Annotated in this window: 24 protein-coding genes; 11 read left to right on the forward strand and 13 right to left on the reverse strand. The window is 61.6% G+C overall.

All coding sequences use genetic code 11. The features are described 5' to 3' along the window. The first annotated feature begins 59 nt into the window (after positions 1-59). Both JQ629_RS13705 and JQ629_RS13710 read left to right on the forward strand, forming a co-directional pair. Positions 60-1,670, forward strand: a complete 1,611-nt coding sequence (locus JQ629_RS13705) for an IS1182 family transposase (RefSeq protein WP_212413136.1) — start codon at positions 60-62, stop codon at positions 1,668-1,670. A 547-nt stretch (positions 1,671-2,217) separates the two neighbouring features. Next, a complete protein-coding gene (locus JQ629_RS13710) occupies positions 2,218-3,165 on the forward strand; it encodes an ABC transporter substrate-binding protein (RefSeq protein ID WP_212413137.1) in 948 nt (315 codons plus the stop codon). A gap of 413 nt (positions 3,166-3,578) precedes the next feature. On the opposite strand, the gene JQ629_RS13715 is transcribed toward JQ629_RS13710, so the two are convergent. Next, on the reverse strand, positions 3,579-3,818 hold the full coding sequence (locus JQ629_RS13715) for a hypothetical protein (protein WP_212413138.1): 240 nt from the start codon (positions 3,816-3,818) through the stop codon (positions 3,579-3,581). A gap of 473 nt (positions 3,819-4,291) precedes the next feature. On the opposite strand from JQ629_RS13715, the gene JQ629_RS13720 reads away from it, so the two are divergent. Beyond that, positions 4,292-4,492, forward strand: coding sequence for a hypothetical protein (locus JQ629_RS13720; protein WP_212413139.1), 201 nt, complete (start codon positions 4,292-4,294; stop codon positions 4,490-4,492). An 81-nt stretch (positions 4,493-4,573) separates the two neighbouring features. Here the strand turns inward: JQ629_RS13720 and aroC are convergent, their stop codons facing one another. Together aroC and JQ629_RS13730 are read right to left on the reverse strand one after the other, a co-directional pair. After that, positions 4,574-5,659: a chorismate synthase gene (aroC, locus tag JQ629_RS13725; RefSeq protein ID WP_212413140.1), complete on the reverse strand. Its 1,086-nt coding sequence runs from the start codon at positions 5,657-5,659 to the stop codon at positions 4,574-4,576. A gap of 182 nt (positions 5,660-5,841) precedes the next feature. Beyond that, positions 5,842-6,441, reverse strand: a complete 600-nt coding sequence (locus JQ629_RS13730; protein ID WP_212413141.1) for a histidine phosphatase family protein — start codon at positions 6,439-6,441, stop codon at positions 5,842-5,844. 266 nt (positions 6,442-6,707) lie between these two features. Here JQ629_RS13730 and JQ629_RS13735 point away from each other — a divergent pair, with 266 nt between their 5' ends. Both JQ629_RS13735 and JQ629_RS13740 read left to right on the forward strand, forming a co-directional pair. After that, positions 6,708-7,196, forward strand: a complete 489-nt coding sequence (locus JQ629_RS13735) for an RNA polymerase sigma factor (protein WP_209846728.1) — start codon at positions 6,708-6,710, stop codon at positions 7,194-7,196. A 94-nt stretch (positions 7,197-7,290) separates the two neighbouring features. Further along, positions 7,291-8,064, forward strand: a complete 774-nt coding sequence (locus tag JQ629_RS13740) for an anti-sigma factor family protein (RefSeq protein ID WP_212385874.1) — start codon at positions 7,291-7,293, stop codon at positions 8,062-8,064. Positions 8,065-8,422: 358 nt separating this feature from the next. Here JQ629_RS13740 and JQ629_RS13745 read toward each other — a convergent pair whose 3' ends face one another. Further along, the gene (locus JQ629_RS13745) at positions 8,423-9,376 is read right to left on the reverse strand and encodes a DnaJ C-terminal domain-containing protein (RefSeq protein WP_212413143.1); all 954 of its coding nucleotides are present in this window, start codon (positions 9,374-9,376) and stop codon (positions 8,423-8,425) included. A gap of 122 nt (positions 9,377-9,498) precedes the next feature. Continuing rightward, entirely contained in the window at positions 9,499-9,903 is a 405-nt protein-coding gene (locus JQ629_RS13750) for an RT0821/Lpp0805 family surface protein (protein ID WP_212413144.1), read from the reverse strand. Positions 9,904-10,025: 122 nt separating this feature from the next. Between JQ629_RS13750 and pdxH the strand changes: the two genes are divergently transcribed. Continuing rightward, entirely contained in the window at positions 10,026-10,682 is a 657-nt protein-coding gene (gene pdxH, locus JQ629_RS13755; RefSeq protein ID WP_212413145.1) for a pyridoxamine 5'-phosphate oxidase, read from the forward strand. Positions 10,683-10,701: 19 nt separating this feature from the next. Next, the gene (locus tag JQ629_RS13760; protein ID WP_212035354.1) at positions 10,702-11,454 is read left to right on the forward strand and encodes an SDR family NAD(P)-dependent oxidoreductase; all 753 of its coding nucleotides are present in this window, start codon (positions 10,702-10,704) and stop codon (positions 11,452-11,454) included. A 124-nt stretch (positions 11,455-11,578) separates the two neighbouring features. Here JQ629_RS13760 and JQ629_RS13765 read toward each other — a convergent pair whose 3' ends face one another. Further along, the gene (locus JQ629_RS13765; protein ID WP_212413146.1) at positions 11,579-11,809 is read right to left on the reverse strand and encodes a Rieske (2Fe-2S) protein; all 231 of its coding nucleotides are present in this window, start codon (positions 11,807-11,809) and stop codon (positions 11,579-11,581) included. Between the two features lie 212 nt (positions 11,810-12,021). Further along, positions 12,022-12,999, reverse strand: coding sequence for a magnesium transporter CorA family protein (locus tag JQ629_RS13770; RefSeq protein ID WP_212269682.1), 978 nt, complete (start codon positions 12,997-12,999; stop codon positions 12,022-12,024). A 388-nt stretch (positions 13,000-13,387) separates the two neighbouring features. Between JQ629_RS13770 and JQ629_RS13775 the strand changes: the two genes are divergently transcribed. Continuing rightward, positions 13,388-14,071, forward strand: coding sequence for a L,D-transpeptidase (locus tag JQ629_RS13775; protein WP_192735138.1), 684 nt, complete (start codon positions 13,388-13,390; stop codon positions 14,069-14,071). Between the two features lie 433 nt (positions 14,072-14,504). On the opposite strand, the gene JQ629_RS13780 is transcribed toward JQ629_RS13775, so the two are convergent. Beyond that, a complete protein-coding gene (locus tag JQ629_RS13780; RefSeq protein ID WP_502752913.1) occupies positions 14,505-15,710 on the reverse strand; it encodes an extensin family protein in 1,206 nt (401 codons plus the stop codon). Positions 15,711-15,792: 82 nt separating this feature from the next. On the opposite strand from JQ629_RS13780, the gene JQ629_RS13785 reads away from it, so the two are divergent. Then, positions 15,793-17,421, forward strand: a complete 1,629-nt coding sequence (locus JQ629_RS13785) for a fatty-acid--CoA ligase (protein WP_212413148.1) — start codon at positions 15,793-15,795, stop codon at positions 17,419-17,421. Here JQ629_RS13785 and JQ629_RS13790 read toward each other — a convergent pair. Then, positions 17,418-17,648 carry a hypothetical protein gene (locus JQ629_RS13790; RefSeq protein ID WP_212413149.1) on the reverse strand — a complete coding sequence of 77 codons (231 nt, stop codon included), beginning with the start codon at positions 17,646-17,648 and terminating at the stop codon, positions 17,418-17,420. The two genes, JQ629_RS13785 and JQ629_RS13790, sit on opposite strands and share 4 nt — an antisense overlap. Positions 17,649-17,740: 92 nt before the next feature. On the opposite strand from JQ629_RS13790, the gene JQ629_RS13795 reads away from it, so the two are divergent. After that, the gene (locus tag JQ629_RS13795) at positions 17,741-18,640 is read left to right on the forward strand and encodes a LysR family transcriptional regulator (RefSeq protein WP_249135034.1); all 900 of its coding nucleotides are present in this window, start codon (positions 17,741-17,743) and stop codon (positions 18,638-18,640) included. A gap of 139 nt (positions 18,641-18,779) precedes the next feature. Further along, positions 18,780-19,625 (forward strand): DUF1499 domain-containing protein, encoded by an 846-nt coding sequence (locus JQ629_RS13800; protein ID WP_212413150.1) that lies wholly within the window; start codon positions 18,780-18,782, stop codon positions 19,623-19,625. A 166-nt stretch (positions 19,626-19,791) separates the two neighbouring features. Here JQ629_RS13800 and JQ629_RS13805 read toward each other — a convergent pair whose 3' ends face one another. From JQ629_RS13805 to JQ629_RS13820, 4 genes are all read right to left on the reverse strand, one after another. Continuing rightward, a complete protein-coding gene (locus JQ629_RS13805) occupies positions 19,792-21,594 on the reverse strand; it encodes a sulfatase family protein (RefSeq protein WP_212413151.1) in 1,803 nt (600 codons plus the stop codon). 895 nt (positions 21,595-22,489) lie between these two features. After that, entirely contained in the window at positions 22,490-23,605 is a 1,116-nt protein-coding gene (locus JQ629_RS13810; RefSeq protein ID WP_349631262.1) for a L,D-transpeptidase family protein, read from the reverse strand. A gap of 34 nt (positions 23,606-23,639) precedes the next feature. Continuing rightward, positions 23,640-24,566 carry an MBL fold metallo-hydrolase gene (locus JQ629_RS13815; RefSeq protein WP_212413152.1) on the reverse strand — a complete coding sequence of 309 codons (927 nt, stop codon included), beginning with the start codon at positions 24,564-24,566 and terminating at the stop codon, positions 23,640-23,642. Between the two features lie 197 nt (positions 24,567-24,763). Further along, on the reverse strand, positions 24,764-25,978 hold the full coding sequence (locus JQ629_RS13820) for an acyl-CoA dehydrogenase (protein ID WP_212214143.1): 1,215 nt from the start codon (positions 25,976-25,978) through the stop codon (positions 24,764-24,766). Between the last annotated feature and the right edge of the window lie 139 nt (positions 25,979-26,117).

Here is a 26,117-nt window from a genome sequence, read left to right on the forward strand (position 1 = left end):
GCCCGTCGAGGCTGGGCAAGAAACTCGGCTTTTTCGCGAGTTGATGTACGATTCTGATCATGACGAATCGCCCATTCAAGACCGGCGAGAGCCGGCAACAAGCTAGTCTGCTTCCTCCCCGGATTGAGGACTATGTTGGACCGGATAATCCAGTACGAGCGATTGAGGGCTTCGTTTGCGCCCTCGACCTTGCAAAGCTTGGCTTCTGTCATGCGGATCGCGGTGCCGAAGAAGCAGGACAGCCGCCGTACGATCCGGCCGACCTATTGAAGCTCTATCTTTACGGTTACATCAACCAGATCAGGTCGTCGCGAAGGTTGGAACGGGAGGCGTGTCGCAATCTGGAACTGATCTGGCTTCTGAAGAGCCTTCGGCCTGGCTATCGAACGATAGCTAACTTCCGCAAGGAGAACTGGCAGGCTCTAAAGGCGGCGAACCGCAAGTTCGTGCTGCTGGCTCGTGAACTTGGACTAGTCGGCGGAGCCATTGTTGCGATCGACGGCTCGTTCTTCCACGGCGACGCCAGCAAGGCGAGCATCTTCACGCGCAGGAGGCTCAAGGAGCAGATCGCAAAGCTCGACAAGGATATCGAAGCCTACGGCAAGTCGCTTGACGACAACGATGCCGCGGAGGCCAAGAAGCCTGGGAGGAATCGAAGGAACTGCAGCGGCGGAGGACGCGGCGGAGACATTGGCGCGAAGGTCGCAGAGCTGATGGCCAAACGCTCGCGCGCGGCAGCCGATCTTGCCCGACTGGAAGAGAGCGGCGAGACACAATTATCGAAGACCGATCCTGATGCTCGGCTATTGGTCAAGAGCGGTCAGGGCACCGCGGGCTACAATGTGCAGGCCGTCGTCGACGACAAGCATAAGCTCATTGTCGCGAGCGAGGTGGTGAACGACAGCAGCGATGTCGGCCAACTCCATGCCATGGCCAAGGTGACAAAAGACGCGCTAGAAGCCAAGACCCTGCAGGCATTGGCCGATGAAGGTTATTATAACAGCAGCGAACTGAAGGCCTGCGAGGACGATGGTATCGTTGCCTACGTGCCGGTGCCGGAGGTCAGGCAGCCCAAGGACGGCCGCTTCGGCCTCAAAGAGTTCAGCTACGATCCTGCGGCCAATGTTTACCGTTGCCCAGCCGGCGAACTGCTGCGTCCGATCGATGGGCGATGGCAGAACACAAGTGGTCGGACCGAGGTCCGCTATGCGAGCCGTCCGAAAGCCTGCCGGACCTGCTCGCTGAAGGAGCGCTGTCTCTCGCCGAAGGCTCTTATACGGACCATCGGCCGCTGGGAGTACGAAGATGTTCTCGAACGATATCGTGCGCGGATGCAAGGCGCAGACGAACTGATGCGCCGCCGATCCGCCCTTGTCGAGCATCCCTTCGGCACCATCAAGTGCCGCGCCGGCTATCGCCACTTCCTAGTCCGCGGCTTCAACAAGGTTCGCGGCGAATGGAGCCTGATGGCGCTTTGCTACAACCTTAGCCGCGTGATCAACATCCTCGGCATCGAACAGTTCGTCGAGCGCATTGCAAATGCCCTCTCGTCGCTTCCGCGCGTTCCAACAGCCTTCCTAAACCTCATTCATGCCGCGCTGAGCCGATCCTGGGCATCATACTCGCAACAGTTCGCCCCTTGCCGCCAAGCGCTCCCTTGCACGAGCTAGACGCAGGTTCTTGCCCAGCCTCGTCGGGTTGATTTGTCGCACGCGGCTGGCGAGATTGCGCTTGCGTGGGGAGCGACGCAGCATTGGAGCAGGACCAGCCTGAGCGACGGATCGGGGTTCGAACTGAGACATAGTCTCAAAGCCACAGACGTTTCCGTGCCCGTTACCTCACGACCGGTAACGATACCCCTGGGTTCGCGAGGCTGCGCATCAATCCGGATGCCTCGCCTATCTCACAAAGCCGTTTTCAGCGAGGTCACTGATCGAACCGCTTGAGAGAGCTTCGGCTGTTTGACGCTGGCAAAACCTTTGATCGCCAGCTTCCCGCTGTCACTTCCGGTATTGGCACATTTGAGACGTGCCTGCTTATCCTGAGAATGTCCGTTCACGGGGGTAGACCGGAAGTCGCCGTGGGCCGGCCAGATCGACGCGATTGACCCTAAACGGACGTTTGGCCAATCCTTCACGAGTCATGTTCAAAGGTGCATTCAGCCGCGCGGGATGCTAAAATAGGTCGGTACGATAGTCTCCCTGCGTGGGGATGAACATGAAGCGACGCGAGTTCATCGCGCTCGTCGGCGTCGCGGTGGTTATGGTCCCGAGCATGGCGCGGGCGGAGCAGGCCGCGAAGCTGCCGACCATCGGATTCTTTGGCCCGGCCCGGTCGGCCCCAAGTTTCGAGCAGCGGTTGCGCGAACTCGGTTGGATTGCGGGGCAGACCGTTGCGATTGAGTATCGGTCTGCGGAAGGACGCACCGAGCGCTTCACCGAAATCGCGACCGAGTTTGTCCGGCTCAAGGTCAGTGTCATTGTCACAGTGGGCGCATCTCCGACCCTCGCGGTAAAGCATGCGGCATCGCTCGTCCCAATTGTCTTTGTTTCCGGCGACCCGGTTGGCAGCGGCCTCGTCGCAAGTTTGGCGCGACCGGACGGTAATGCGACTGGCCTAGCGCTCAACCCGATCGGTCTTGCTGGCAAGCGCCTCGATCTGCTGCGCGAGGTTGTCCCTGGTTTCCGCCGCTTGGCGGTAATGGTCAATGCCAATAGCCCCCGTTTCCAGAGCAGGATGGATGAGATACAGGCGACGGCGTCCACGCTCGGCCTTGAGGCGACCATATTGGAAATCCGGCGCGCCGAGGATGTTGCACCGGCCTTCGAGGCCATCAAGGGCCGTGCGGATGCAGTGTATGTCGTTGGTGTCCCGCTCAGCTTCGCCATTGCCAACCGGGCGCTGGCCGCGCGAATTCCAACGATTTTTGAAGTCCGAGACTTCGTCGACGCGGGCGGGCTGATGTCCTATGGCGCGAACATGACCGAGCTATTGCGGCTTACGGCTAACTTTGTCGACAAGATTTTGCGCGGGGCGAAGCCCGCCGACTTACCGGTCCAACAGCCGACCAAGTTCGACCTCGTCATCAATCTGAAGACGGCTAAGGCACTCGGTTTGAAGATACCGGAGTCATTCTTGGTACACGCCGACGAGGTGGTTGAATGAACGCGGCGACTTCCGGTAATGGCACGAAACGGACCTAGCTCGATGTCCACGTTGAGTCCGCAATGCGCAGGCAAAGCGGACACTCGCGGCTTATCCATCGAGATCCACAAGATACACAACGTTAGTGTCACTTGATGGCTCGGTCGATTGCGTTGCTCGCCGATAAAGAGCTGCTTCTTCAGCGGTAGCCAACCTGACCTTCATCGTGGCGGTGGCATCGCACAACGCGGTCCCATGAGACGTGATTGTGCTCAACTTTGAGCGTAACCGGCCGTGTTCGCAAAGACGTTCCGCGTCCGCGTGCCTCTTAGCCTGCAACGCAAGCGTTGGCCTGTCGTTGATCTCAATCGTGAATATCGAGAATGTGAAGCGGTGGTCCACTTGATCTCCGCCTTCCATTTATGACCGACAGATCAATCCGTCAGCAGATCATAGTCCTGGCGCAAGACAGTTTGGACGTGAATCGCCGCGCGCGCGGCGGTATTGGCATCTGCCGCGCCCGCTGCGCGCACACAGAGCGACCAGTTATTTTGAGCGTGCTTTGCAGCACGATTGATCGCTATTTCCTGGACGTTATGACAGCCGGGCTGCTTTCTCACTTCTAACAACGCTCGACGCTGCAATTCCGGCATTGAAACGAGGATCTTGGGCATAGGCTGGCTCGGCTGGTTGGCGGCCGCTCGACCTATACCTAACAGAACAAGAGCAATTCGGGTTCCACTTGCGAGGCGCGTGACGGCTATCCTCGTTGTGTCTCGGGTTCGCAACACTTAATGTGATTCGCTGCGGGAACTTCAATTTTGACTCCACACTCGTCGATACCGGGGGCAGTCTCTGGGATAACCGGGATTGGCGGATCGAGCATTTTAATTACTAATTTTTTTGCGCCCGGCGGGTCGCAGCGCGCGAATGCCTGCGACCTTTATCTCTTGTTATCGCCGTGGAAGCATTCCGCGGTGGCCGACGACCATGCGCGCCAGAAACTGTAAACGCCGCATTCGCGAACGGTTACGACCCGCGGAACAGTACCAGTAAATCGCAGAAAATGCCTGAACTGTGGCCTCAATCACATGAACAAGACGAGATCGTCTCTATAAGCCATCGAGGTGTTTAGTGAGGATCCCAGATGGACGATGATTTTTACAAGGAGCGAGCACGACAGATACGTGAACTCGCCACTCAAGCCGATCCATTCATTAAGCAACGCCTGTTACGCCTTGCGGGCAATTACGACGCGATGATCACGCGGACCAAGCCAGCTGTTGTGTTCCACGTCCCCGACATATCTGCTGATCAGCGCGCAGACAATAACGGCCGCAAGGACTAAGGCTCAAGAACGGCGGATTACGCTTCCGCCTTCGCTCGTTGAGCTACGGCGGACAGGTCGCTAATCCCCCTACAAACCTGCTCAACCCACCTGCCCGCGATGGCGCAGCAGATGATCGGCCAGCACGCAGGCCATCATGGCTTCGCCGACCGGCACCGCGCGGATGCCGACGCAGGGATCGTGACGGCCCTTGGTCATGATGTCGGTGTCGGCGCCCGAGCGATCCACGGTCTGGCGCGGCGACAGGATCGACGAAGTGGGCTTCACCGCAAAGCGCACCACCACCGGCTGGCCGGTGGAAATGCCGCCCAGCACGCCGCCGGCATGATTTGATAAAAACCGCGTGCCGTTATTGCCGGTGCGCATCTCGTCGGCGTTTTGCTCGCCCGACAGTTCGGCGGCGCCAAAGCCGGCGCCGATCTCGACGCCCTTCACCGCGTTGATGCTCATCATCGCCGCCGCCAGTTCGCCGTCGAGCTTGGCGTAGATCGGCGCGCCGAGGCCGGCCGGCACACCTTCGGCGACCACTTCGATCACGGCGCCGATCGAGGAGCCGCTCTTGCGGATGCCGTCGAGATATTGCTCGAAGAACGCGGCCTTGTCCTTGTCCGGGCAGAAGAACGGATTGCGCGCGATCTCGTCCCAGTCCCACTTGTCGCGATCGATCTTGTGCGGACCCATCTGCACCAGCGCGCCGCGCACTTTCACATCGGGCAGGATCTTTCGCGCGATGGCGCCGGCCGCGACCCGTGTCGCGGTCTCGCGCGCCGACGAGCGCCCGCCGCCGCGATAATCGCGCAGGCCGTATTTGGCCTCATAGGTGAAGTCGGCATGGCCCGGCCGAAACTTGTCCTTGATCTCGGAATAATCCTTTGAGCGCTGGTCGGTGTTTTCGATCAGCAGCGCGATCGGCGTTCCCGTCGTCACCTGCACCCCGGTCTCGGGATGGGCCATCACGCCGGACAGGATTTTGACCGCGTCCGGTTCCTGGCGCTGGGTGGTGAAGCGCGACTGGCCGGGACGGCGGCGATCCAGATCCTGCTGGATGTCCTTGTTGGTCAGCGGGATCAGCGGCGGGCAGCCGTCGACCACGCAGCCGATCGCGATCCCGTGGCTCTCGCCAAAGGTCGTGACCCGGAACATGTGGCCGAAGGTGTTGAAGGACATGGTGCTTCGCGTTTGTGCTTGCGTTGACATACAACGATTATGTCGTGTGGTAACGCGCGAGCCCTCCGCGGTCAAACATTAGGCCGTCATTCCGGGATGGTCCGAAGGACCAGACCCGGAATCTCGAGATTCCGGGTTCGATGCTACGCATCGCCCCGGAATGACGGGGGATGGATCCGCCCTCAACTATACTTCCGCAGCGTCCCGTCCCGAAAGACGTAAACCGCCCCCTGCTCGATGGTCAGGTCGGCGGCGCTGAGCGGCGTCTCGATGCCGAGCGCTACCATCAGGGCCCGCGCCGTGCCGCCATGCGCCACCGCGACCGTGTCCGCCGCCACCGACGCGTACCAATCCTGCATCCTCGCCTGCACGTCGACATAGCTCTCGCCGCCCGGCGGCGACACCGTCCATTTCTCGGTCTGGCGCTTGGCATAGAGATCGGGGTCGCGCAGCTGTATCTCTGGCAGCGTCGCGCCTTCCCACTGGCCGTAGCCGATCTCGCGCAAACGGTCGTCGAGCGCGTAACCGTCGCGCGGCAGTTCCAACGAGCCGCGCACCAGCTCCATCGTCGCGCGGGCGCGGATCAGCGGGCTCGCGACAAACGAAAGCGAATTCTTGTCATGGCCGTTGCGCAAAAAGAGATCGGCGAGGATGTGGCCGGCATGGGCCGCCTGCCTGCGGCCGAGATCGTTCAGCGGAATGTCCTGCACACCCTGCAGCCGCCCTTCGGCATTCCACGATGTCTCGCCATGGCGAATGTAATAGATGACAGGCGCAGGCATCGGACTGGCGGCTATTCCTGGGCAACGAATGGGAGAGCGCGCGGCATGCGGCTTCCAGTCGCGCTTGGTATTACGGTTGGAGGTACACCAGCACTCCAGCGGGGTACAGTCCAAATCCGCTTGAGGGTAATCCTGAGATTAACCTTGGGATTAACCTTGGGATTAACGCTGTCTTGCGTGAGCCTCAACAGGCGGAATAGACGCGTCAATTGGGTGTTATGTTGGTTAAGGCGTTCGCGCCGGACCGACCTGAAGATCTGGTGACAATGACCGCGTTTCGCCAAAGTGTCGAAGCCATGATCCCGGCGCTGCGCCGCTACGCGCGTGCGCTCGCGCGCGACGCCGATATCGCCGACGATCTGGTGCAGGACACGCTGGTGCGCGCGTTGCGTTCGGAACGGCTGTTTCTCGGCGGCGACGTCAGGAGCTGGCTCTATACGATCCTGACCAACCTCAACAAGAACCGGCGGCGATCGCTGGCGCGGCGGCCGCAATTCATGCCGCTGCTCGACAACAACCCGGACGCCAGCGGCACCGAGGCGGAAGGCCGCGACATCGCCCGCGCGTTGTCGACGCTGGTGGAAGAGCAGCGCTCGGTGCTGCTGCTGGTGATGCTGGAAGGGTTGAGTTACCGCGAGGTCGCCGACATCCAGGGCGTACCGATCGGGACTGTGATGTCCCGGCTTGCCCGGGCGCGCGCGCACGTGAAAGCCTCGCTCGAGGGCGAGCGTACCGCGCTCAGACGGGTGAAGTGATGCAGGCGATGCAAACAGGACGCGTGATGGCAGGCGATATGCTTAGGCAGGGTTCGACGCAGATTCCGATCCGGAATAGACAGAGACGACGACGATGACCGACCCCCATATTCCCGTCACCGAAGACGAGCTGCATGCTTACGTCGACAACGAGCTGCCGGCGGAGCGCCGCGGCGATGTCGAAGCGTGGCTCGCGGCGCACCCCGACGATGCGGCGCGCGTGCGGTCGTGGCGCACAATGGCGGAAGCGCTGCATGTCCGCTACGACGGCATCGTCGACGAGGCGGTGCCGAGGCGGCTCGAGATCGAGCGGCTGGTGCGCCAGCCGCGCAAATGGTTCTACGGCGCGATTGCCGCGACGCTGGCGGCATTCATTGTCGGCGGCGGTGTCGGCTGGATGGCGCGCGGGGCTGCAGCAGCACCCTCGGCGTTGCAGAGTTTCACGACGGATGCGCTCGATGCGCACCGGCTCTATGTGGTCGAAGTGCGCCATCCCGTCGAAGTACCCGGCAGCGAACGCGCGCATCTGCAGGCATGGCTGACCAAGCGCTGCGGCTGGCTGGTGCGCGCGCCGGAATTGACCGCGGCGGGATTGAAGCTGGTCGGCGGGCGGCTGTTGCCCGGCGCCACCGGGCCTGCCTCGTTCATGATGTATGAGAGCGCATCGGGCGAGCGCTTCACGATCTACACGGCAAAGTCGGAAGCCGAGGCGACGCAGATGCGATTTTCGTCGGAGGGCAAGGAGAGCGCCTTGTTCTGGGCCGATCGCGGCGTGGCGTATGTGGTGGTGAGCAGCGTCGGCGACCGTGGCCGACTGACGCAGATCGCCCAATCGGTGTATGACCAGATGGAAAAGACCGGGGGTTGAGCGCCCTCACCACCCCGGCTGAACAAGCTTGTTGTTTGATGCGCTTTCCGTGCGCGAGCCGGTGTCCGTCCCGCATCAAGTGCGGGGCACGTCTCGCTCGAAAACGCTATACGTCAAGCCGTTTGTCCCAATTCTGACATCGAAAATCTGGAATCAAGACATCGGCGCGTCTCATTATCGCACTGGGTGATCACGCGAAAATGAGCGGCGCTCGATCCGCCGATCGGCGCAAGCGGCCTCGATCGGGGTTTGGTACCGCGCTGGTCCCCCTTTCGAGGCCGCCCTTTTTAAGGGAAGCACCTGAATTGGTTCGGGAAATGGCCTGCCGCACTCCGCTGTTTTTTAGACGTGTTTTTGGTCAGCCGAAATCGCTGCGCGGATTGTAAGGGTGGCCGTCGCGCCACTTTTGCATCAATGCTTCAAGCTCGGCATCGTTCCCGTCGGGAAGAATAATCCTTGTCGTGACGAACAGGTCGCCGGTCGCGCCTGCCTTCGGCAGCCCCTTGCCCTTGAGACGGAAGGTGCGACCGCTGGAGGTGTTCTTCGGGATCGGAAATTCGACCGCGCCGCCGAGAGTCGGCACCCGAATCTTGGCCCCGAGCACCGCCTCATAGAGCGTGATCGGCAGATCGAGCCGCAAGTCGCTGCCGTCGATCTTGAAGAAGGGATGCGGCGCAATGCTGACGGTGATCAGGAGGTCACCCGGCGGATGGCCCTGTGCGGTCTCGCCCTGGCCCTTCAGCCGGATTTGCTGACCGGCGGCGACGCCTGCCGGAATTTTGACGTTGAGCTCCTTGCCGTTCGGCAGGCGGACGCGCTTCTCGGCCCCCTTGACCGACTCCTCCAGCGACACCGTCATGGCGACGCTGAGATCGAGATCGAGGCCGATCCCGCCGGTATCGAATTCAAATCCTTTGCCACCGCCGGGACGTTGCCCGCGGGCCGCGCCGCCGAACATGCTATTGAGGATGTCCTCGAAGCCGCCGCCGCCGGGGCCGCCGCCGGTGCGGAAAGTGTGGCTTTCAAAGCCGCCGCCCGGACCGCCGGCACGGCCGCGCGGGCCGCCGCCGGGAAAGCCCTGAAAGCGCGGCTTGCCCTCGGCGTCGATCTCACCGCGATCGAACTGCTTGCGCTTGTCCTCGTCGCCGATGATCTCGTTGGCCGAGTTGATCTCGGAAAAACGCGCCGCGGATTTCGGATCGTTGGTGTTGTTGTCGGGGTGATGCTTCTTGGCGAGCTTGCGGTAAGCACTCTTGATCGCCGCAGCGCTGGCGCCCCGCGGCACCCCCAAGACCTCATAGGGGTCGCGCATCCGTCACGTCTCCTTCACGGGAAATCGGTTCTAACCAAAGGGCTATTCGCCCGCTTTGCCTTCATCTGGGGAGCCAGTTGCATTTTTGCAACTGCCCTGACGCTCAAAACGCTTGGGGTAGCTTAGCTCCGTTTCCAGGGCTTGAGGGTACGAATTTCCCATCGGCCCTGCTCACCCCGGCAGGCGGCGCCCTGCAGCCAGCTTTCCGCACGATCCTTGACGTAGCTGGCCAGGAAATCGCGGCAGGTACGGCCGTCGTCCGAGGCATAGGCCTGGGACAGCGGCGTCACCGAACCCCGCGCGCCGGTCTCGGGGTTTTCCCACGGCTGGCTGGAATCCTTGCCGCCTTTTGTCAGTACATCGGAGGCGGCCGTGCGGGCAAAGGCAAGATCGCTCTCGGTCGGCACCGGGGGGCTGGCTGGGGGCGTCACCGACCCCGTCACGTCTTTTTCTTCCAGCTTGGCGAGAGCGTCGGAGCGAGACAGGCTGCACCCGCCCGCGCCGAGGCCGATCAAAATCATGGTCATCACCGCGCCCGCCGGCCGGATCGCGGATAGGCCAACGCGTCCCCATGTCCTATATAGGGCGAACCTATACTGGGGCGGTAACGCGCTCTCTGACGCGAACGGACGCAACTGGAACTCCTGGCATGACCGACACAACCTCCATCAAACACCCGACACCGTTAACATCGGGTGATTTTACCGCCGCCGAGGAACCGTTTGCGTTGTTCGGTGCGTGGTTCGCCGAAGCCGTGAAGGCAGAGCCGAACGATCCCAACGCGATGTCGCTCGCAACCGTCGATGCCGACGGACTTCCCGATGTCCGCATGGTGCTGATGAAAGGCTATGATGCGGATGGTTTCGTGTTCTACAGCCACATCGCCAGCCAGAAGGGCCGCGAACTCGCCGCAAATCCTAAAGCGGCTTTACTATTTCACTGGAAATCGCTGCGCCGTCAGGTGCGCATCCGCGGCAACGTGTCGCCCGTGACGCCGGAAGAAGCCGACGCCTATTTCGCCACCCGCCCGAAGCAGGCGCAGATCGGCGCCTGGGCCAGCAAGCAGTCGCAGCCGCTGGAAAGCCGCTTTGCCTTCGAACAGGCGATCGCGCTGGTTGCCGCCAGGCACGTCATCGGCGAGGTGCCGCGTCCGCCAGGCTGGAGCGGCTGGCGCATTGAACCGGTCCGTTTCGAATTCTGGCACGACCGTCCGTTCCGCCTCCACGACCGCATTGAATTCCGCCGCGACGCGCCGGTCCAGGCTTCTGAAGTTCAGCCTTGGACTAAAATGCGGCTCTACCCCTGACGCCGAAAGCCTGAAAGACATGTCGACTTCCACCAATGCGCCGCGACGCACGCTGCTCCTGACCGGAGCGAGCCGCGGCATCGGCCATGCCACGGTGATCCGCTTTTCATCGGCGGGCTGGCGCGTCATCACCTGCTCGCGGCATCCCTTCCCCGACAACTGCCCGTGGGACGCCGGGCCTGAGGATCACATCCAGGTTGATCTTGCCGACCATGCCGATACCACGCGGGCGATTTCGGAAATCCGCGAACGCCTCGAAGGCGGCGCGCTGCACGCGCTGGTCAACAATGCCGCGATTTCGCCGAAGACCGCTGAAGGCACGCGGATGGGCACCATGGATACCGACATCGAGACCTGGAGCCATGTTTTCCGGGTGAATTTCTTCGCGCCCATCATGATGGCGCGCGGGCTGATCGAGGAATTGAAGGCCACCAAGGGCTCGGTGGTGAACGTCACCTCGATCGCGGGCTCGCGCGTGCATCCGTTCGCGGGCGTGGCCTATGCGACGTCGAAGGCGGCACTTGCGTCACTCACACGTGAAATGGCGTCCGATTTCGGCCGCGTCGGCGTCCGCGTCAATTCGATCGCACCGGGCGAGATCGACACCTCGATCCTGTCGCCGGGCACCGAGAAGATCGTCGACCAGCAGATCCCGATGCACCGGCTTGGAACGCCGGACGAGGTGGCCAAGATCATCTACGTGCTGTGTACCGAAACCAGCAGTTACGTGAACGGCGCCGAGATCCACATCAACGGCGGCCAGCACGTCTAGGGCGCGACTGGTTCTGATTGAATCAGAACGAAGCTCTAACTCCTTGACGCGTTTTCTTTGCGCGAACCGGTATGCACCCCCGGATCAAGTCCGAGGGGATGCTTCGCGAAAACGCTGGCGCGCTTCACTCCGCGTAAAACATGCTCCGCGTTTTTCTTGGCGCGGTTCGCACATCATGCGTCTCGACGTTGAAGGCGCTGGAGCATTCGTCTTCGTTCTCGCCATCGGCAAGCGAAGCGCCGCAATGCCGGCAGAGCCGCGCCGCGATCGCCTGCGCCTTGCCAACGATGCGGCCCTGCTGGTAGCGCGCAAAATCGATGACGTTGCGGGGTGACGTTATGAATTTTTCAACCATTGCTGTCCTCGCGGCTTGTGACTGCGTTATCGCAGAAAGCCGTCGCGCAAAGGTTCATCGCGACGCTCAAATTTTACTCGTACAATTGGGGCAGCTTCCTGTTTTTTTTGAAGGTGCATGAATGCCCCCGAGATCATGCGCGCGCCTTAACATCTCGGTTACTACGGCCACCTCGGTGACTGCGGTCACCGCGGCGAACAATCAGGTTGTGACTACAGCCACTTCTTCCATCTGAAAAGAAAGTAAGGCAGCACGGCTGCCATGAGCATCATCACCAGCGCCATCGGATAGCCGTGCGCCCATTCGAGCTCCGGCATCGCCTTGAAATTCATGCCGTAGATCGAGGCGATCAGCGTCGGCGGCATCAAGACCACGGCCATCACCGAGAACAGCTTGATGATGTTGTTCTGCTCGAGATTGACGACGCCCAGCATGGCGTCGAGCACGAAGGTGATCTTGTTGGAGAGGTAGGACGCGTGGTCGGTCAGCGAGGCGACGTCGCGCTGCATGGTCTTGAGCTGCTCGCGCATGTCCTTGGACCATTTGACGCCTTCCATGACAGCCGAGAGGAAAGTGACGACGCGGCCGACCGAGACCAGGCTCTCGCGGACCTTCGAGGTCAAATCCCCCTTGCGCCCGATCGCAATCAGGATCTGCGAATATCGCTTGGCCTGGCCGTGACGCTCGCTTTCGGGTTCGAAGATGTCATGGGAAACCTGATCGACGTCGGCGCCGACCTTCTCCAGAATGTCGGCGCAACGGTCGATCACCGCGTCGACAAGTTCCATCAGCACCATTTCGCCTGTTATGCCCGGCATGCACGACCGCCCCAGCTTGTTCTCCACCAGCGCAAACGGCTTCGGCATGTCGTAGCGCACGGTTACCAAGCGGTGACCGGCCATGATGAAGGTGACGGCCGTCGTCCGCGGCATATCGGTGTCGGAATGGCACATCAGCGTCGCGGTCATGTAGCGCGCGCCGTTCTCGATATAGAGCCGGCTGGAAATCTCGATCTCCTGCATGTCCTCCCGGGTCGGCACCGCGATCCCGGTCAGCCGCTCCACGGCGCGGTCTTCCTCGGTCGTCGGTTTCACCATGTCGATCCAGACCGCGGCTTCCGGCAAAGTCGCCGGTTCTGGCACCTCGACTTTCTTCAGGGTGGATTCAGAGGGGACATACACTGATAACATGGGAAACTCCGGAACAGGGCAGTCTTTTGGTCCTGACGTGTCGTCACGCGAACCCGGGACCCGCTCCCGCGCGACACCGCCACCCAGCGGACTAAACGCGATTCTGGCAAGCGCTTGATGACTGGCGTATTAACCCTCCATCCACATTTATGGCGGTGGGGTGGCGGTAGCGTGGCCACGATTCGGCATGGACGCCAGCGTTGCCTATAAATCAACCGGAAATCGAAAAACTTGCGGCAAAAAAGCCACAGCCAGGCTCCCGCAGCGCCGAACAAGCGTCTAAGCACTGGAATAATTACCGGTTTTTGCCAATAATGGGATTATTGGAATCGTGGCGTTTGCGGCGCAAGTTGGCGCTAACCGCGATATGTTCGATTGGAAATGCGCAATGACGTCGCTGAAGGCAAAGTTGGGAATTCTGGCTGCAGGGCTGATGTTGTCAGGCTGCATGCAGACCACGAGCTATCAGGCTGCACCGGAGGCGACGCTCAAGCCGAATGACAAGGCCCAGCTTGCTAAGGCGCGTTACGCCAAGGTTGCCGTGGCCGAACCGTTCCGCCGCGCCATCGTCGACTATCACCGTCGCGAACTGCCCGGCACGATCGTGGTCGATTCCGACAACCACTATCTTTACCTGGTGCAGGACGGCGGCAAGGCGATCCGTTACGGCATCACCGTCGGCGAAGAAGCCTTGGCCTTCTCCGGCATTGCCAAGGTCGGCAACATGGCGGAATGGCCGAAATGGACGCCGACCGCTGATATCCACAAGCGCATTGAAGGCCTGCCCGCGTCGGTGCCCGGCGGCGTCGACAATCCGCTCGGCGCCCGCGCGCTCTATCTTTACCAGGGCGGCCGCGACACGCTGTTCCGGATTCACGGCACCAACCAGCCGGAATATATCGGCGCATCGATTTCCTCGGGCTGCATTCGCATGACCAATGAGGACGTCATCGATCTCTACAGCAAGGTCAAGCAAGGCACGATCGTGGTGGTGCTGGACCCCAAGCAGGGTGACTCGCCGTACAATTCGAAGATGGCGCTCCAGGGCGGCGGCAGCTCGATAACGCAATAGCGGACTGCATCCGATCGCAACGAGATCAAAACGCCGGCCTTGCCGGCGTTTTTTTATTTGTCGGTCGGTGTCGCGGAGAACACGCGACTGGCGGGGCTGAAACCTTGGGCGTGGCCAAAATGTCGGCCAAAATCCACGGGGGCCGCGGCCATGCGGCCAGAAAGACACAGCCGTCTCCCGCAGCAAGCCCAGCTGGCACGTAAACGCTGGAATTACGGCCGATTGCAACAGCAATGCGGCCAATGAATCGTCACGTGTAGGGCACGACTGGCGCGCTAGAGTCCGGTTCTGATGGAATCAGAACCGAAGCTCCAGACTCTTGTTTTGACGCGTTTTCTTCACGCGAACCGGTATCCACTCCCGGATCAAGTCCGAGGGCATGCTTCGCTCGAAAACGCTCTAACCGACGACAAATGACGCCGCACAAGGACAATCAAGAGCGCCGGTTTTGCCGGCGTTTTTTTGTTGCGGGCTTTGGCTTGGGCTCCACTTCCACCGCATCGGATTTCTCATCCGCCGGAGCCGCGCTGGATTTCCCCGCAGCGGGTTTGGCAGCGTCCGATTTGGCCGCATCGGATTTGGCGGCAACCTCGCGCGGCGGCGCCTCTTCCGGCCGCCCGGCCGGCATCAGCGGCGCTGTCTGCGGCAGCGGGTCCCACACGTTCCACTGGCAGATCCGGTAGTTATTCCGCCGTTCCATGAGGTCGAGATGGATGTGGTCCTCGTGGTACCAGTCCGACCCCGGACCCAGCACCGTCGAGAACCGCGCGCACGCCGAATGCAGCACGGCTTCGCGCACCTCGCGCGACACGGTGCGATCGGTGAGCGAAATTGAGCGGCCATTGGCGAGCTTGAGGGCGCGGACGTCGAGCGCATTGGCGCGGCCGTGTTCGGAGAGTCTTGCGCCGACGATACGGTTGCGGCCGCGGCATTCGAACGAGTCGAAATTGTCGAGATCACTGATCGTGCTGCCGAGGCGCCCCGCCAGCGGCGCGATGTCGGTCCGGATCCAGTCCACCAAAGCAGAGGCCATCGCGCAGCGCAGGATCGCTGCCGGCTTCACCGAGACCTGACGCTTGTCCGGCAGCACGATCGCCTCGAGCCGCACCAGATCCTCGCCCCCGCAGCCGCCGGCGCCACGGATGTCGGGAATGCTGGGAGCAATGGCGATGGCCTCCGTCAGTGCCAGCCGGCAGGCCGAGGGCGGAGGTGGCTGGGGCGCTGGTGTGGTGGCCTGTTCACCGGACTTGCCTCCCTTGGCAGTTTCCTTGGCAGTTTCCTTGGCAGTTTCTTTGGCGGCCTCCTCGGCCGTGGGCGGGCCGGGTTCGGCCTTGCCAGATTCAGTCTTGCCGGATTCAGTCTTGCCGGATTCAGTTTTGGGCGCATCCGCCGGGCGAGGCCGCGGCAGTGGCACCGCCGCGCGATGCACCGTTCCCCGCAACCTCGGCCGACGATCCCCGAACAGATCGCCCCAAGGCGACTGCCACGCCGGCTGCCGGGACGTTTTCGCCGCCAGGGCCTCGTCGGAGAGCAACCCGAGCAAGAGCAGGCCCGCCGCAACGGTAACCATTGCCGCCGCCGTGCGACCAAAGGCGCCATAAGCCCATTTTCGGCTTGCTTTCTCCGCGCTACAGTTCATGTCAATTCCATGATCGCACGCCAAAACACCAGCACTTTGGCGGATCATGCGCGAGACAATAACCTTTGGGAGGGACGTGCGTATGCTCGGATTGATGCAAGACTGGCCTTTGCTTTGCCACCGGATTATCGAACACGCGGCGCAGTATCACGGTACGCAAGAGGTCGTCACGCGGTCGGTCGAAGGGCCCATTCATCGCACCAATTACGCCGAAATTCGCGATCGTGCGCTGAAAGTCTCGCAACGGCTCGACCGCGACGGCATCAAGCTCGGCGACCGCGTCGCCACCATCGCATGGAACACCTGGCGCCACCTTGAAGCCTGGTACGGCATCATGGGCATCGGCGCGATCTGCCATACCGTCAACCCGCGGCTGTTCCCCGACCAGATCGCCTGGATCATCAACCATGCGCAGGACCGCGTGGTGATGACCGATCTCACCTTCATTCCGATCCTGGAAAAGATCGCGGGCAGCCTGCCCAGCGTCGAACGCTATATCGTGTTCACCGACAAGGCCCACATGCCGCAGACCACGCTGAAGAACGCGGTCGCCTATGAGGACTGGATCGCGGAAGCCGACGGCAAGTTCGAGTGGAAGACCTTCGACGAGAATACCGCAGCCGCGATGTGCTACACCTCGGGTACCACGGGCGATCCAAAAGGCGTGTTGTATTCGCACCGCTCCAACGTGCTGCACGGGTTGATGGCCAACAATGTCGACGCGCTCGGCACCAGCGCCGCCGAGACAATGCTGCCGGTGGTGCCGTTGTTCCACGCCAACAGCTGGGGCATCGCGTTCTCCGCGCCCTCGATGGGCACCAAGCTCGTGATGCCGGGCGCCAAGCTCGACGGTGCTTCGGTCTATGAGCTTCTCGACACCGAGAAGGTCACGCACACCGCCGGCGTGCCGACGGTGTGGCTGATGCTGCTCAATCACATGGCCGCCGGAAACCTCAAGCTGCCCCACCTGAAGAGCGTGGTGTGCGGCGGCTCGGCGATGCCGCGCTCGATGATCAAGTCCTTCGTCGACATGGGCATTCGCGTGCGCCACGCCTGGGGCATGACCGAGATGAGCCCGATCGGCACCGTGGCGGCGCAGAAGCCGCCGTTCGCCGAACTCACCGGCGAGGAGCGGCTCGATATCCTGCAGACCCAAGGCTACCCGCCGTTCGGCGTGCAGATGAAGATCACCGACGATGCCGGCAAGGAATTGCCGTGGGACGGCAAGACCTTTGGCCGGCTCAAGGTCGCCGGGCCCGCGGTCGCGAAGGCCTATTTCAAGGTCGACAGCGAGATCCTCGACGAGCACGGCTATTTCGACACCGGCGACGTCGCCACCATCGACCAGCACGGCTACATGCGCATCACCGACCGTTCCAAGGACGTCATCAAGTCGGGCGGCGAATGGATTTCGTCGATCGATCTGGAAAACCTTGCGGTCGGCCATCCGGCGGTCGCCGAAGCCGCCGTGATCGGCATCCATCATCCCAAATGGGACGAGCGTCCGCTGCTGATCGTGCAGCTCAAGGCCGGCCAGCAGGCGACGCGCGAGGACATCCTGAAATACATGGATGGCAAGATCGCGAAATGGTGGATGCCCGACGACGTCGCCTTCGTCGAGGGCATTCCGCACACCGCGACCGGCAAGATCCTGAAAACCGCGCTGCGCGACCAGTTCAAGAGCTACAGTTTTCCGAACGCGGCGGCTTAGCTTCTGAGGGGCGCATTCGACCGGATGCGCCCCGGCCGGCCCAAAACACGCCAGATCGCTGACGACATCGCACGCACGTTGCCCGCTGCATCCTGCACGGCCGAAATAATGGCCGCTTCCCGCTCACGGCGCGCGATTCTGACGTAGGCCGCGATATCGGGGCTGCCGTCCGAGTGACGCAGCGCGCCGTCGATACCCCGCGTGGGGTGCCTCTCTTCCCAGGACATATCGGTGCTCCCTTCATTGCGAAGCCAATTGGTATTACGTTTCACGTATGATATAATCTGGTAATAATTACATTCACTCGTGAACCAAATTCATGAATATCAACGCAGCTTCGGCCGAAATGAATGGGTTCGTGCGGGTAGTCGAGCGCGGCAGCTTTGCGGCTGCGGCAGACGATCTCGGCGTCACTCCCTCTGCTTTGTCCAAGCTGGTCACGCGCATCGAAGACCGGCTCGGCGTGCGCCTCCTGACCAGGACCACGCGCAGGCTCGCCCTGACCGCCGAGGGCGATCTGTTTCTGGCCCGGAGCCGGGACATTCTTGCGTCGATCGAAGCCGCTGAAGCCGAGGTAATGGCGGCAAGCCGGCTGCCACGCGGCCATTTGCGGATCAGCGTCGGGACAGCCCTCGCCAAACAGATAATCGGGCCCGCCCTTCCTGTTTTCCTCGCCAAATATCCAGACATCAGCGTCGAGCTTCATGTTTCGGACCACCAGGTCGACCTCGTTGCCGAGCAGGTCGACGTCGCCATCCGCTCCGGCGCACTCGGCGACTCAACCCTCGTGGCGCGCAAGATCGGCGACGCCACACGGGTTATCTGCGCCAGTCCGCTTTATTTGAAGCAACACGGATCGCCGCGCGTGCCGGCCGATCTGCTGCAGCACAATTGCCTGACGCTGCCCGGACCGGCGTGGTCGCATTGGCCCTTCCACACCCCTGAAGGCATCAATCGCATCGCCGTTTCGGGCACTTTTGTCAGCGACAACGCCGACCTGCTGCGCGATATGGCGGTAACCGGGCTCGGCATCGCCAGGTTGGCGGATTTCATGGTCGCGCGGGCGATACAGCAAGGCACCCTCGTTCCGCTGCTCGGTGACAGCCACATCCCCGAGACGTTTCCGATCCACGCGCTGACGGTCCCGGGCCGCCACCGCGCCCCGCGCATCAAGGCCTTTATCGACTTTGTGGCCGCGCAGTTCGGGCGCCCGGCATGAGGCGCCAGGCACCACCATTTGGACTGATTTTCCGGCGCAAGCTGCTTTCCACAGGTGCGGAAAATGCGCTAGTTCAGGGCGCGCCGGGTCGCCAGTATTGGACCGGAACAGCAGCTGAATTCATGATGGAAGTTTGAGGATGGCCCGCAGGTTTTCCGCTCCCTACCAGACGGAGCCCGTGTCCAGCCTCGCCACATGGGCGCGCAACCTCGCACTGTTCTCACTGATTGCGGTGGTGGTGTCGATCATGATCGTCCGCTTCGGCTTCCTCGAAATGAAGCCGGCGCTGGCGACGTTCTTCGGCGCGCTGGCCTTGGCCGGCCTCTCCATCCTGGTCGGCCTGGCCGCGTTTGCCGCGATCTGGCAGAACGGTTCGCGCGGCATGGGCCGCATCCTGCTGGCGCTGTTGCTTGACGCCGCCATCCTCGCCTACCCCGCCTATCTGGCTTTGCAATACCGCAAGCTGCCGCGGATCTACGACATCACCACCGATTCGATCGATCCGCCACGCTTCCAGGCGCTGGCGCCGCTGCGTGCCGGCGATGGCACCAATCCCGCCGTCTATGCCGGGCTCTATTCCGCCGAGCAGCAGGCGATCGCCTACCCTGATATCGAGACCGTGGAGCTCGAAGTCCCGCCGCAGCGCGCCTATGAGATCACGCTCGCGCTCGTCAACAAGCGCAAATGGCGCGTGGTCGACGAACGCCCGCCGCAGGCGCGCCGCGAAGGACGCATCGAGGCGATCGCGCAAACGATGATCATGGGATTTCGCGAAGACGTCTCGATCCGGATCAAGGCCGACGGCGAGGATTCGCGCGTCGATATCCGCTCCGCCTCGCGCTATTTCGACAGCGACCTCGGCAGCAACGCCTCTCGCATCACCAAGCTGATCGCGGACATCAACACCGTGGCCGACACCAAGCCGGCCGCGAAGAAACCGGCGGCGCCGGCGAAGGTGCAGGCCAAGACGGTGAAGAAGCAGTAGCGCGCTGGCCGCGCTCCCTCGCCCCCGTGCGTGCGATGGGCGCAGAACGGCGTCTCCGAGATTATCCCCCAACCGGACATGACGCAGTCAGATTCTCGTGCGGGAATGCACCTTGCCAAGGTGATCGCCATCGGCTTGCAGCCCGGCGTAAATTCATCTCCCAGGTTCAGGCGCCTGACATTGTTTCCGCCGTGACCTCCCAACCGGCATCTATGCCACCGGGAAGCATCTGCCCGCGATCCTCACCAACTTCTGCGTCGATCAACCGATTGAGCTTCTCGTTCATGGCGACAACGAGTTCCCGGTGTTGCTTGCTATTCATCGCGAGATTGTTCATTTCGTAAGGATCGGCTCTCACATCGAACAGCTCTACATCGTTCATCAGGTAAAGGTCTTCGAAAGTCGTGGGGCGGTTGTGTTGCTTCGGCGAAAAATAGCGCGTGAATTGGTACCGCCCATCGAACACCGACCGTACCGCGCCACGCTTCATCATGTCGGGGCGGATGCCCGCACTTTTGAGATCGCTCGATTTGCCTCCCTGTTGCATGTAGGTAACGGCTTTGTTGAGAAAATCCCCGTCGAGGTAAGCGAACATGTTGTAGTTGAAGAGCGCGCCGTCGCGAACGGCCGTGAACTCGGAGCGCTGAGGAGCCGCGAGGAGTCCGGACAAATCCTTTCCGGGAAGGTCTTTGACAATCCTGGCCCGTTTGTCCGGTGCGACCGCACTAAGCCCTATCACCGTCGGCGCGATATCCACGTGCGAGGTGACGGCCCGACATTGCTGCCCGCCGGCGTGCGCGGGGTGAGCGATGATCAACGGTACGTTGTTTTGCTCGCGGTACGAGACTGCACCCTTGGCGTGAAGTTGATGCGCGCCGTCCATGTCGCCATGATCGGCGGTCAGGATCACGATCGTCTTGTCGGCAAGACCCGAGGCGTCCAACGCGGCGAGAACGGTCTCGATGTTGCGATCCACATCGCGCATGCAGTTCAGATAATAGTTGTGGCGCCGGCGCCAGCGGGCATCCTCGTTCGGGATGTGGCCGACCAGCGCGTCGTGGGCCCTCAGGAAATCACGGTGCGCCGGAGGGCGGCCCGGCGCGTCAAGTGCCTGAAAGTGGCTCGCCGGGAGCTTGAAGTCCCACTGCTTGGCATAGAGCGGATCGACCGGGTCGCGCGCGACGCGCTTGATGCCGCTTTTTGTCTGGACAACCGTGCCGGGGGCATCGGTGTTGTAGTACATTACATCATGCGGATTGACGAGGTTGACGGCGAGAAACCAAGGCTTGTTTTCCTGTGACAGATCGCGTGCCTTGCCGCGCAGCCAGTTGACGCCCATCGCAGCGATGATCGCGTCGTGCAGGTATCCGCCCCGCGTGTGTGCGATGATGTCGCCCACGCCGAAATAATCGGCGAAGCCGTACGCCTCCATCTCCTCCGTGAAAATCTTGGTCAGATGGCCATGTTCGTTGACCGTCTCAAATTCCCTGGTCAGATGCCACTTGCCCTTGTAGGCCGTGTAGTAGCCGGCGTCGCGCATCATATCGCCAAGGGTCGGAATCTCGGTCGACATGCTCTCGATCCAGGGGAAATTCGTGTTGTCGAACATTTTCGTGTGCTGTATGTGCCGCCCGGTATAGAGCACCGAGCGGGAAGGCGTGCACACGCATGAACCGATGCGGTGATTGACGAACGTTGTGCCTCGTTTCATCAATCGTTCGTGTGCAGGCAACCGATAACCCGCCGGGAGTTCTCCTGGCCGGAACAATCGCTCCTGGTCGACCAGGAGGAACAGGATGTTGTAGGGCTGCGCGCTCTCGCGGGCTGCCTTGGTCGAGCCAACGGCCGCGTGGACTTGCCCGCTCGTATCGGCCGCGGCGCCGAGTCCCAGAGCCACCGCACCCATTCCAGCCGTGCGCAGGAAGCCTCGACGCGAGTCAGCCGGGCCCTGCGGATGATCGTTACTCATGTCCTCTCCTTTTCTTGGTCAGGAGGCTTGCGGTAGAGTTGATCTTCAGTCGGTCGATCTTGCCCATTGAACTTGAAGGGAGCGCGGTCTTGGGCCGCCTAGCAAAGTCCAGGCACACGCAAGTTGTTCGCCAAGATCGTTCAATTTACCGCGCGGCAGCAATCGGAATGAGGTGCCTGGCCCCACCTGAGGGAGCACTCACCAGTCTGGCGCAAGGATCGAGCGGTAGCTATGCAAAAAGCAGCCAAGCCTGCGGCATCATGTCCGTAGTTGGGCACTTTCCGGACATGGCGAGATGTCCGACTTGAGTCTGTTATGCGCAGCAAAGCGGACGTCGCCAGCCCACCAAGAAACCGGCGAGCCGGCCAAGGCGCAAGCCAACCCTAGTGTCCTAAATTCAAGATGATAGAGTGTCGTAATTCGCAGTATGACCGGTGAGGACACCATGGGATGGTTTGACCGGCTGTTTGGAAGAACCCCGGGGCCTACTAGCCAACTCTTTGCCAGATTCAGAAAGAAATCACGGGCACCAACTGATCCTGATCTTCTGAAGATTGCCAAAGACCGAAAAGGGCATGTTTCACGGAGAGCCGTGAGAGATGAGTATAATCGGCTGCTTTTGGAGAAGTACTCGCACGATAAGGACTGATTTCTAGTTCCATCTAGTGGCGCAAGCTTTTGTAAGCTCGCCTCAGCGGGCAGCCCCTATTTTGACGTCGCTTGTCAGCCCGTAGCAGGACATGACGAGTGTCCGACTTGAGTCTGTTATGCGCAGCAAAGCGGACGTCGCCAGCCACAAGAAACCGGCGCCGCCGGCGAAGGTGTGCCGGCCAAGACGGTGAAGAAGCAGTAGGGCGCGGCGCCATTGCGCGGGTAGCTGACGTTGGACAAGCGTTTAGCACCGGCCCGATGAGAAGCTGGCACGAGCCGGATCACACACAATCGGTTTGAAGAACAAGGTGCCAAACCATTTGCTCGTCAACGAGCCATCGTTGTCGATCCAGGGGATCGGTGGCAAATGCGGCAGGTAAGATGCATACGGCATCACTTTCGCAAGCGTCACCCTGCCCGGAAACCGCGCGAGAAAAGCCTTGTTCATTCCGCCGTCCAATCCGCTGTAGATCGGGGCAACCGGCAAATTGTCTTCAAGCAATTGTGCGTATTCGAGTTCGTCGGTGCGATTTTTTTCCCGCGCCCGCCGCGCGATTTCCGGATTGACGACAAAGGCGGGGCATTTTTCGGATGCATTGAACACAAGAGGATGCGGCGAATTTGGGGGAGGTTGCGCATCGAATACATAGCGGCGATTGCACACATCCACGTTGGGTTCGAGTTGCGTCGTCTCGAAATGATCGTTGCCGATCTTGAGCATTTTCCAGAAGGCCAGGTTCGGACTATTTCGATGCCGCGCCAGATTCGCCGGCGTCAAGCGGAACGGATAGGCCTGGACCTGGAACGCCGGCCGTCCGCCGAGGAATGTGTCGCGCGCCAGCGAATAAATCTCGCTGATCTGTTCGTCGGTCATGGCATAGCAACCGCTCGACCAGCAGTCGCCGTGGATCATGAGGAAGCTGCCGTCGCGGTTGTTCGCCTTGTCGAATCTGTTGGGGTAGCCAAGGTTGATCGAAAGATAGAAGCTGGAGTTGGGGTTCATCAACTCAGGTGTAACTGTATAGAATCCCTCTGGAGCCTGACGGTCGCCTTCGTGCAGCTTCGGTCCGAGATCGCCCGACCACCGACAGATCGGGTAGATCTTGAGGATCTGGAAACGGCCGGTGGTGTCCTGTTTCCAGACTTCGAGCTCCGCCTCTTCCTTGAAAAGGCGCACTACGATAGGTGAATGTTTGGGCATCTTCTTCTGTTGGAGCAGCGAGAGCAGCTCAGGGGGAAGTTCCTTTGTCGCCTTGGCCGGTAACCGATTGTTGCTTTCGCCAAGGCATATGACCGGCGCCAGCCCCGCGACAAATGCCGCGGTCAGTACAAGTGCACGTCGGACCATGGCGCGGATCACTGCTTACCTCGAACGTGACGAACGATGGTTCGTTCTAGGAAGCCATCCGATAGGTCCCGCCGATCACGGGATCGCCGTCGGTCGCCACGATGCCGCGCGACACCAGATCTTCCAGATGCGCCAGCACCGAATAGCCGGCTGCACCGCTCAGCCGCGGATCGAGGCCGATATAGATCGCGCGCACCATGGTCGCGATGTCGGTCTCGCCCTTGGCCAGGCGATGCAGGATCGAGGCTTCGCGGGCGCGGCGGTGCCGGGTCAGGAAACGCACATAGCGCGGGCCTTCCGGAATTTCCGGCCCATGGCCCGAGAAATACAGGTCCTCCGGGCGCTTCTCCAGCCGCGCCAGCGAATCCATGTAGTCGATCATCGAGCCATCGGGCGGGGCCACGATCGAGGTCGACCAGCCCATCACGTGGTCGCCGACGAAACTGATCTTTCGCTCGGGCCAGGCGAACGCCAGATGATTGGCGGTGTGGCCGGGGGTTGCCACCGCTTCCAGCGCCCAGCCGGAGCCTTCGATGGTGTCACCGTTCTTGACCTCGATGTCCGGCCGGAAGTTGCGATCGGCCCCCGATTCCGGATTGTGCTTCTCGCTCTCGAAGCGCGGCCGCGAGGCGCGGTGCGGCCCCTCGGCGTAGACGGGCGCGCCGGTCGCGGCCTTGATCCGCGCGGTGTTCGGCGAATGGTCGTTGTGGGTATGGGTGACCAGGATATGGGTCACGGTTTCGCCGCGCACGGCGTCCAGCAGCGCTTTCGCGTGCGCCTCGTTGTTTGGCCCGGGATCGATGATCGCGACCTTGCCCTTGCCCACGATGTAACTGACCGTGCCGGTGAAGGTGAAGGGGCTCGGATTGTTGCAGAGCACCCGCCGCACGCCCGGGCGGGCTTCGTCGACGACTCCAGGCAGAAGCGGAAAGTCGCGGTTGAACGGGATGGTTTCGTTGTCGGTTTCGGCCATGGGGGTTTTCCGACGTCATTCCGGGATGGCGCCCGCTGAACTCGGGTCAACCCGAGTTCAGCAGTATCATAAGCCTAAGTCGGCAACAGCCGACTTAGGGGGGGCCAGACCCGGAATCCTGAAATGAGGGAAAAGAATACGGCGCGAGATTCCGGGTTCGATGCTTCCGCATCGCCCCGGAATGACGAGCAAGAGGTTTACGAAAACGCCTGGATGCCCGTGATCGCGCGGCCCAAAATCAGGGCGTGGACGTCGTGGGCGCCTTCATAGGTGTTGACGGTTTCCAGGTTCGAAGAGTGGCGCATCACGTGATATTCGATCTGGATGCCGTTGCCGCCGTGCATGTCGCGGGCGACGCGCGCGATGTCGAGCGCCTTGCCGCAATTGTTGCGCTTGACGATCGAGATCATCTCCGGCGCCACCTTGCCCTCATCCATGAGGCGGCCGACGCGCAACGACGCCTGCAGGCCCAGCGAGATCTCGGTCTGCATGTCGGCGAGCTTCTTCTGCACCAGCTGGGTTGCGGCCAGCGGCCGGCCAAACTGCTTGCGCTCGAGCGTGTATTGCCGCGCGCGCGCCATGCAGTCTTCGGCGGCGCCCATCACGCCCCAGGAGATGCCGTAGCGGGCGCGGTTGAGGCAGCCGAACGGCCCCTTCAGGCCGGACACGTTGGGCAACAGCGCGCTCTCCGGCACCACCACGCCGTCCATCACGATCTCGCCGGTGATCGAGGCGCGCAGCGAAAGCTTGCCGCCGATTTTCGGCGCCGACAGGCCCTTCATGCCTTTTTCCAGGATAAACCCGCGGATCTGGTTGTCATGCGCGGCCGATTTCGCCCAGACGACAAAGACGTCGGCGATCGGCGCGTTGGAAATCCACATCTTGCTGCCGGTCAGCTTGTAGCCGTCGGAGACCTTCTCGGCGCGGGTCTTCATGCCGCCGGGATCGGAGCCGGCATCCGGCTCGGTCAGGCCGAAGCAGCCGACCCATTCGCCGGTCGCGAGCTTGGGCAGATATTTCTTGCGCTGGCTGTCGTCGCCATAGGCGTAGATCGGGTGCATCACCAGCGAGGACTGCACGGAGTTCATCGAGCGATAGCCGGAATCGACGCGCTCGATCTCGCGCGCCACCAGGCCATAGGCGACATAGCTTGCACTGGCGCAGCCATATTCTTCCGGCAGCGTGATGCCGATCAGGCCGAGTTCGCCCATCTCGTTGAAGATCTCGCGATCGGTCTTTTCCTCGAGATAGGCCTTGGTGACGCGCGGCAGCAGCTTGTCCTGCGCATAGGCACGCGCGGTGTCGCGGATCATGCGTTCGTCTTCGGTAAGCTGCTCGTCGAGCAGGAACGGATCGTCCCACTGGAAACCCGCGGATGTCGGTTTGTCCTTGGACTGAGGGCGCACGCTCATAAAAATCCCTTTCGCATCACTGTCCTCATTGGAATTGGCGGCCAAATTAGTGCGCTATCGTCCGAAGCGCAATTGAATTGGGCATCATCGTCATTCCGGGATGGTGCGCAAGCACCAGACCCGGAATCTCGAGATTCCG

Source organism: Bradyrhizobium sp. AUGA SZCCT0222 (assembly GCF_018130205.1).
In the GTDB taxonomy this organism is placed as follows: Bacteria; Pseudomonadota; Alphaproteobacteria; order Rhizobiales; family Xanthobacteraceae; genus Bradyrhizobium.